Here is a 7,358-nt window from a genome sequence, read left to right as displayed (position 1 = left end):
AGCGGGCTGCTGTCCCTGTCGCGGCGGCTGCGGGGCCCCGGACCCCGTCGGCGGGCCGGGAGGAGGAGCCTGGTGCGCCCATCCGCCTGCGTGCTGCATCCGGTGCCACTCCGTCTCGTACGACTGACGCTCTGGGCGGCCCCGCGGGCCAACGCGTTACCGAACGGTACCGCTCCCGGCCGCCGCACGGGTGACGGCCGGGGTCCGTATCCTGGCCCCGGCCGCCGGAAGCCGCCGATCCGGACAGGGCCGAGGCGTTCCCCGCACGTCTCGTCACCTGTCGGCCTGTCGCGGTGGCCCGTCAGCCGGTCGGCACCTCCACCTCAGCGCCTCAGCTCGTCAGTTCCTCCGCGAGCGCCCGCAGCGCGAGACGGTACGAGCCGATCCCGAAGCCCGCGACCGTACCGCTCGCGACGGCCGCGACCACCGAGGTGTGCCGGAACTCCTCGCGGGCGTACGGGTTCGAGATATGCACCTCGATCAGCGGCGCGGTGCGCTGCGCCGCCGCGTCCCGCATACCGTACGAGTAGTGCGTGAAGGCGCCCGGGTTGAGGACGACCGGGATCGCACCGTCCGCGGCCTCGTGCAGCCATCGGATCAGCTCGCCCTCGTCATTCGTCTCCCGTACGTCGACATCGAATCCCAGCTCCTTGCCGAGCGTCCGGCAGACATCGACCAGTCCGGCGTACGAGGTCGCCCCGTACACATCCGGCTCGCGCGAGCCGAGCCGTCCGAGGTTGGGCCCGTTGAGCACGAAGACCCGCCGGCTCACGCCGACACCTCCCCGTACGCGGCGAGCAGCACCGCGGGGTCGGGGCCCTCCAGCACGGTGGGCTTGGCGAGACCGTCCAGCACGATGAAGCGCAGCAGATCGCCGCGGGACTTCTTGTCGACCTTCATCGTCTCCAGCAGCTTGGGCCACTGGTCACCGCGGTAGGTCAGCGGCAGCCCGACGGACTCCAGTACGGAGCGGTGCCGGTCGGCGGTCGCGTCGTCCAGGCGCCCGGCCAGCCGGCCCAGTTCGGCCGCGAAGACCATGCCGACCGAGACGGCCGCGCCGTGCCGCCACTTGTAGCGCTCGTTCTTCTCGATGGCGTGCGCCAGGGTGTGGCCGTAGTTGAGGATCTCGCGCAGACCGGACTCCTTGAGGTCGTTGGAGACGACCTCGGCCTTGACGCGGATCGAGCGCTCGATCAGCTCGGCGGTGTGCGCGCCCGACGGTGTGCGGGCGCCCTCGGGATCGGCCTCGACCAGATCGAGGATGGCCGGGTCCGCGATGAAGCCCGCCTTGATGATCTCGGCCATCCCGCTGACGTAGTCGTTCACGCCCAGCGAGTCCAGCGCGGCGAGATCGCAGAGGACACCGGCCGGCGGATGGAAGGCGCCGACGAGGTTCTTGCCCTCGGCGGTGTTGATCCCGGTCTTGCCGCCCACCGCCGCGTCGACCATGGCGAGCACGGTGGTCGGTACGGCGATCCAGCGCACACCGCGCAGCCAGGACGCCGCCACGAACCCGGCCAGATCGGTGGTGGCTCCGCCGCCGACACCGACGATCACATCGGTCCGCGTGAAACCGGTCTGCCCGAGCGCCTTCCAGCAGTACGCCGCGACCTCGACGGTCTTGGCCTCCTCCGCGTTGGGCACCTGGATGGCGACGGTCTCGTATCCCTGGTCGGCGAGATCCTGGCGCAGCGCCTCGCCCGTCCCGGCGAGCGCCTCGGGGTGTACGACCGCGACCCGGCGGGCCTTCTGGCCGATGAGAGCGGGCAGTTCCCCGAGCAACTGCCGGCCGACCAGCACCTCGTACGGGTCGTGCCCGGCGGTGCCGCCGACCTGGATACGGGTGACTGCCTGGTCCGTCATACCTGCTTCTCCTTGCCGGAAGTCCGGGACTCTTCTCCGGGGTTCTGCTTCAGCCCGAGTGCGTCGAGGACCGCGTCGGCGACCTCCTCGGGTGTCCGGTCGTCGGTCGCGACCACCACGCGTGCCACATCCGTGTAGTGATGGCGGCGGGCGTCCATCAGCTCCTTCCACTGCTTGCGCGGATTGACCACGAGCAGCGGGCGCGCGGTGTTCAGCCCGACGCGCTTGACGGCCTCGCCGACCTCGACCGACAGATAGACGACGGGCAGTCCGGTGAGCAGTTCGCGGGTGGAGGCGTCGAGGACCGCGCCGCCGCCGAGCGCCAGCACGCCCGGGTGCTCGGCGACCGCCGTCCGTACCGCCGCACGCTCCAGCTCGCGGAAGTACTCCTCACCGCTCTCGATGAAGATGTCCGAGACCGGCTTGTCCTGAGCGGCGACGATATCGGCGTCGCTGTCGCGGAAGCCCGTACCGAGCCGTTCCGCGAGCAGCTCGCCCACGGTGGTCTTGCCGACGCCCATCGGACCGACCAGGACGACAACCGGTCCGGCCGCCGGCTCCTGCGCGCTCATCGGATCTGGAGGTTGTCGAGGTACGCGCGGACATTGCGGCGCGTCTCCGGGACGCTGTCGCCGCCGAACTTCTCGGCGACCGCGTCCGCGAGAGTCAGCGCCACCATGGCCTCGGCGACGATGCCCGCGGCCGGCACGGCACATACGTCGGAGCGCTGGTGGTGGGCCTTCGTGGCCTCGCCCGTGACCACATCGACGGTGGCGAGCGCCCTGGGCACGGTCGCGATGGGCTTCATCGCGGCCCGTACGCGCAGCAGTTCACCGGTCGTCAGCCCGCCCTCGGTGCCGCCGGAGCGGCCGGACGCGCGCCTGATGCCGTCCTCGGTCGCCACGATCTCGTCGTGCGCCCGCGATCCCGGCACCCGCGCCAGCCCGAAGCCGTCACCGATCTCGACGCCCTTGATGGCCTGGATGCCCATCAGCGCGGCGGCGAGCCGCGAGTCCAGCCTGCGGTCCCAGTGGACATGCGAGCCAAGACCGACGGGCACTCCGTACGCCAGGACCTCCACGACACCGCCGAGCGTGTCGCCGTCCTTGTGGGCCTGGTCGATCTCGGCGACCATCGCCTTGCTCGCGTCCGCGTCCAGGCAGCGCACCGGATCGGCGTCCAGCCGCTCCACATCGGCGGGCGTCGGGTAGACACCGTACGGAGCCTTGGCCTCCGCCAGCTCCACCACATGGGACACGATCTCGATCCCGGCGGTCTCCTTGAGATACGAGCGGGCCACCGCGCCGAGCGCGACACGCGCCGCGGTCTCCCGGGCGCTGGCCCGCTCCAGGACCGGCCGTGCCTCGTCGAAGCCGTACTTCTGCATTCCGGCGAGATCGGCGTGACCGGGCCTGGGCCTGGTCAGCGGCTCATTGCGGGCGAGCCCGGCGAGCACGTCCGGATCGACCGGATCGGCCGCCATGACCTGCTCCCACTTGGGCCACTCGGTATTGCCGACCATGATCGCGACGGGCGATCCCATGGTCAGACCGTGGCGTACGCCGCCGAGGAAGGTGACCTCGTCACGCTCGAACTTCATACGAGCGCCACGTCCGTAGCCGAGGCGCCGACGGGCGAGATGGTCCGCCACCATGTCCGTGGTGATCGGCACACCGGCGGGAAGCCCCTCCAGCGTCGCCACGAGTGCGGGTCCGTGCGACTCCCCTGCGGTCAGCCAGCGCAACCTGCTCAACGGTGCTCCTCATGCTCGCGCCCTCGACTGGTGGTGGCGCGACCGGTGCGCGGCCCTGGCCCGCCATCTCCGATCCTCCCACGGCCCACCGGACGAACCGCCCTCACGTCCAGCGAACGGACACAACCGGAACGCACACCGCCGGACACGGTCCGCACGACCGGAGAAGGCCCTAACGGCTCTCCAGCGCCTGTTCGCCCGCCTTGCGCATCAGGGCGAGCGGCGCGGGTGAGCGGCCCGTCATCTGCTCGACCTGGAGAACGGCCTGATGTACGAGCAGGTCGAGGCCGGATACGACCGGGCCGCCGCGGGCCGACCAGGCGGCGGCGAGCGCGGTGGGCCAGGGCTCGTACAGCACGTCGAAGAGCGTGCCCGGCCGGTCGGGAACGAGAGGCGCCAGCGCGTCGGTGGTGCCCGCCGGCGTGGTCGCGATCACCAGAGGCGCCTCGAAGGCCTCGGCCGCGTCCGTCCAGGCCGCGGTACGGATCACGACGCCGAGCCGCTCGCCCCAGCCGCGCATCTCGGCCGCGCGGGCCTCGCTGCGTACATACGCCGTGACCTGGCCCGTACAGATCCGGGAGAGGGCCGCGAGGGCGGACGAGGCGGTGGCGCCCGCGCCCAGGATCGCCGCAGAGCCGACCGTACGGACACCTCGTTCGTCCAGCGCGGCGATCATGCCGGGGATATCGGTGTTGTCTCCCGTGCGCCGGCCGTCCTCGCCGAAGACAACGGTGTTGACCGCCTCCACCGAGGCCGCCGTGGCGGTGATGTCGTCCAGCAGCGGGATGACGGCGCGTTTGAGCGGCATGGTCAGCGAGAGCCCGGCCCATGAGCCGTCGCCGCGCAGCCCTTCGAGAAAGCCGGGCAGCCCGGCCTCGGCCACCTCGAACCGGTCGTAGGACCAGTCCGTGAGGCCGAGGCCGGCGTAAGCCGCCCGGTGCAGCACCGGCGAGAGCGAGTGCGCGATGGGCGACCCGAGAACCGCCGCCCGCCTGCGTGGATTCACCGCTTCGGGGTCTCCTTCTGGCTTTCCTTCAGATACTCGGCGCGATTGCGCTCGTGCTCCTCGTTGGTCTCGGCGAAGAGCGTCTTGTCCTCGGTGATCGAGACGAAGTAGTACCAAGGACCGGGCGCCGGGTCGAGCGCCGACTGAAGGGCTTCGGCTCCCGGGTTGCCGATGGGACCGGGCGGAAGGCCCTTGATGTCGTACGTGTTGTACGGGTCCTTGAGCTTCCGCAGATTGTCGACCGCACCGATGTCCAGTGTGCTCTGGGCCTTGATGTAGTTGACCGTGGAGTCGAATTCCAGACGGCCGACCGTTTCGGTGTTGTCCGGTTCCAGACGGTTGTAGACGACGCGGGCGACCTTGTCGAAGTCGTGCTTGTACTTGCCCTCCGCCTGGACGAGGCTCGCGACGGTGATCACTTCGAGCGGCGACTTGAGACCCAGCTTGTCGGCCTCGGCCTCCAGATCCACCTTGCTGTACTCGGCGGCGGCGCGGGCGACCATCTTCTTCAGGATGGCCTCCGGCTTCATGCCCTTGGCGACCGGGTAGCTTGCCGGGAACAGGAAGCCCTCCAGCGGGTCCTTGATGTCCTTGGAGCCCTTCGCCCAGGACGGCAGCCCGAGATTCTTGGCCTGCGCCTTGGCGACCGCCGCGGTCGAGCCCTTCTTGAGTTCGAGCCGCTTGTCCATCTGCTCGTAGACCCAGACATTGCGCTTGCCCTCGGGAATGATCAGCGCGTTGTGGCTGGCGGGGCTGAGCATCGTCTTCACGGCCTGGGCCGCGGACATGCCCTTGCTGAGCGTGTAGACGCCCGCCTGGATCGAGTTGCCCTTGGGATTCTGCCGCTGAGCGGCTACGAACGCGCCCTGGCTCTTGACGACACCGCTCTTCACCAGGATCGAGGCGATCTCATAGCCGCCGGCGCCCTGCGGGATCTCCACCTGGACCGAGCCCGAGCCCTCGCCCACGAAGTCCGGCGGCGCGCCGAACTTGTCCTGGAGGAACTGGTAGCCGACATAGCCGACGCCGCCGACACCGCCGACCAGCACCACGCTCATGAACAGACAGGCGAAGCCGTTGTGGCTCTTCTTCTTGGTCCTGACACGGCGGTCCCGGCCATTGCCGCGGCGGTCGGAGCCCGGTTCGTCCCGCTCACCGTCGGCGCCGTCGCTGTCGTCGTCGCCCGTGAAGAAGGGATGACTCTCGTCCTCCTGGCCTTCCTCCCACTCGCTGCCGGGCTCGGGCTCGGCCTTGCGCTGCGCCGGAGGCTGTGGCGGCGGGTATGCGTCAGGAGTGCCGTAGTAGTCCTGGTTGGAGCCGTAGCCGACGTCCTGCCCGCCGTCGTAGGGCCCGGCGGGATTCCCGGCGTACGGCATGGTGGCCTGCTGGCCGGTGTCCCAGGCGCCGTTGTACTGCGGATCGTTGTACTGAGGCTGCTGGTGCTGTTGCTGAGAATGCTGAGGGTGCGCCTGCTGCTGGTGATGCTGAGGATGCGCCTGCTGCTGGGGATGGTGCGCCTGCTGCGGCTGCTGAGGGTGGTGCGCCTGCGGCTGCTGCTGCGGGCCGCCGTATTGCTGCTGGGCGGCGTGCTGCGGCTGCCCGGCCTGCTGCCCCAGATGCGGCTGCTGCTGCGGCGCCTGCTGCTGCCCACTCTGCTGTTGGCCTCCATGTTGCTGGCCCACATGCGGCTGTCCGCCCTGTTGCTGCCCCATATGTGGCTGCCCGGCCTGCTGCTGGCCGTACTGCTGTGGGTGGTACTGCTGCTGGTACGGGTCCTGCCCTGGCCCGTACTGCGTCTGGGGCTGCGCGTGCTGCTGCGGGTACTGCTGCTGCGGCTGCCCGCCGTAAGGAGCCTGGCCGTCGCCGGCCCGCTGTGCTCCCCACCCCGGGTCCCCGTACAGGGGGTCCTCGGGGTGCCACGGTTCGGAGCCGGGGCCCCGGCCATAGTCAGTCATCGATCCCCTAGAGCCGCGAGGCGGCGGTGGCTGAGCGGTGGCACGGCATCCGGTTCGCCTCTTTGCTGTGCGGCGGCTGTTCGAACACCACCGCATCGCGCGGAACGTTACCGTATCGCGATCAGATGACCACTTCGACGCCCTCACCCGGTGGCTCACCAGAGACCCGTTCGGCCTCCAGCGCGCTCTGAAGGATGACAACCGCCGCCACTTGGTCGATAACGGACCGGCCTTTTCTGGACTTCACGCCCGAAGCGCGCAGTCCCTGGCCGGCCGTCACTGTGCTCATCCGCTCGTCGACCAGTCGTACCGGCAGCGGCGCGACGCCTCTGGCCAGCTCCTGTGCGAACACACGTACCTTCGCCGCGGCCGGTCCCTCGCCTCCGCTGAGGGACCTGGGCAGCCCGATCACCACCTCGACCGGTTCGTACTCCTCGACAAGCTGGCGCAGCCGCCGGTGGGCGGCCGGGACATCACGTCCCGGCACGGTCTCCACCGGCGTGGCGAGAATCCCGTCGGGATCGCACGAGGCGACTCCGATCCGGGCGTCCCCGACATCGATCGCGAGCCGGCGTCCCCGTCTCATCCGCGATCAGATCCCTTCCGGGCCGTGCGCAGCGCCCGCGCCGCTCACGCGGTCTCGGCGACGAGGCGCTCGACCGCGGCCACGGCGTCCCCGATGGCGTCGGCGTTCTGGCCGCCGCCCTGGGCCACGTCCGGCTTGCCGCCACCGCCGCCGCCGAGCGTCTTGGCGGCGGGACGGACCAGGGCACCGGCCTTG

8 protein-coding genes are annotated in these 7,358 nt (G+C 70.4%); all 8 read right to left on the bottom strand.

Annotation, left to right across the window (positions count from 1 at the left end; genetic code table 11):
• Positions 1 to 331: 331 nt before the first annotated feature.
• The gene (gene aroQ / locus GA0115259_RS22775) at positions 332 to 772 is read right to left on the bottom strand and encodes a type II 3-dehydroquinate dehydratase (RefSeq protein WP_093600312.1); all 441 of its coding nucleotides are present in this window, start codon (positions 770 to 772) and stop codon (positions 332 to 334) included.
• The gene (gene aroB / locus GA0115259_RS22770; RefSeq protein WP_093600309.1) at positions 769 to 1,863 is read right to left on the bottom strand and encodes a 3-dehydroquinate synthase; all 1,095 of its coding nucleotides are present in this window, start codon (positions 1,861 to 1,863) and stop codon (positions 769 to 771) included. The genes aroQ and aroB overlap by 4 nt, the downstream gene beginning before the upstream one ends.
• On the bottom strand, positions 1,860 to 2,435 hold the full coding sequence (locus GA0115259_RS22765) for a shikimate kinase (RefSeq protein ID WP_093600306.1): 576 nt from the start codon (positions 2,433 to 2,435) through the stop codon (positions 1,860 to 1,862). Before GA0115259_RS22765 ends, aroB begins: the two co-directional genes overlap by 4 nt.
• Positions 2,432 to 3,616, bottom strand: a complete 1,185-nt coding sequence (gene aroC / locus GA0115259_RS22760; protein WP_093600303.1) for a chorismate synthase — start codon at positions 3,614 to 3,616, stop codon at positions 2,432 to 2,434. Before aroC ends, GA0115259_RS22765 begins: the two co-directional genes overlap by 4 nt.
• A 172-nt stretch (positions 3,617 to 3,788) precedes the next feature.
• Positions 3,789 to 4,622, bottom strand: coding sequence for a shikimate dehydrogenase (locus tag GA0115259_RS22755; protein WP_093600300.1), 834 nt, complete (start codon positions 4,620 to 4,622; stop codon positions 3,789 to 3,791).
• Positions 4,619 to 6,577 (bottom strand): endolytic transglycosylase MltG, encoded by a 1,959-nt coding sequence (gene mltG, locus GA0115259_RS22750; RefSeq protein WP_093600297.1) that lies wholly within the window; start codon positions 6,575 to 6,577, stop codon positions 4,619 to 4,621. The genes GA0115259_RS22755 and mltG overlap by 4 nt, the downstream gene beginning before the upstream one ends.
• Before the next feature lie 121 nt (positions 6,578 to 6,698).
• Positions 6,699 to 7,163 (bottom strand): Holliday junction resolvase RuvX, encoded by a 465-nt coding sequence (ruvX, locus tag GA0115259_RS22745; protein WP_093600294.1) that lies wholly within the window; start codon positions 7,161 to 7,163, stop codon positions 6,699 to 6,701.
• Positions 7,164 to 7,207: 44 nt separating this feature from the next.
• On the bottom strand, positions 7,208 to 7,358 hold a 151-nt coding region (locus tag GA0115259_RS22740; RefSeq protein WP_141716658.1), incomplete at its 5' end, for a DHHA1 domain-containing protein.

Origin of the sequence: Streptomyces sp. MnatMP-M17, from assembly GCF_900091995.1 — a bacterium.
Taxonomy (GTDB): Bacteria; Actinomycetota; Actinomycetes; order Streptomycetales; family Streptomycetaceae; genus Streptomyces.
This window is presented reverse-complemented; position numbering and strand designations above follow the sequence as displayed.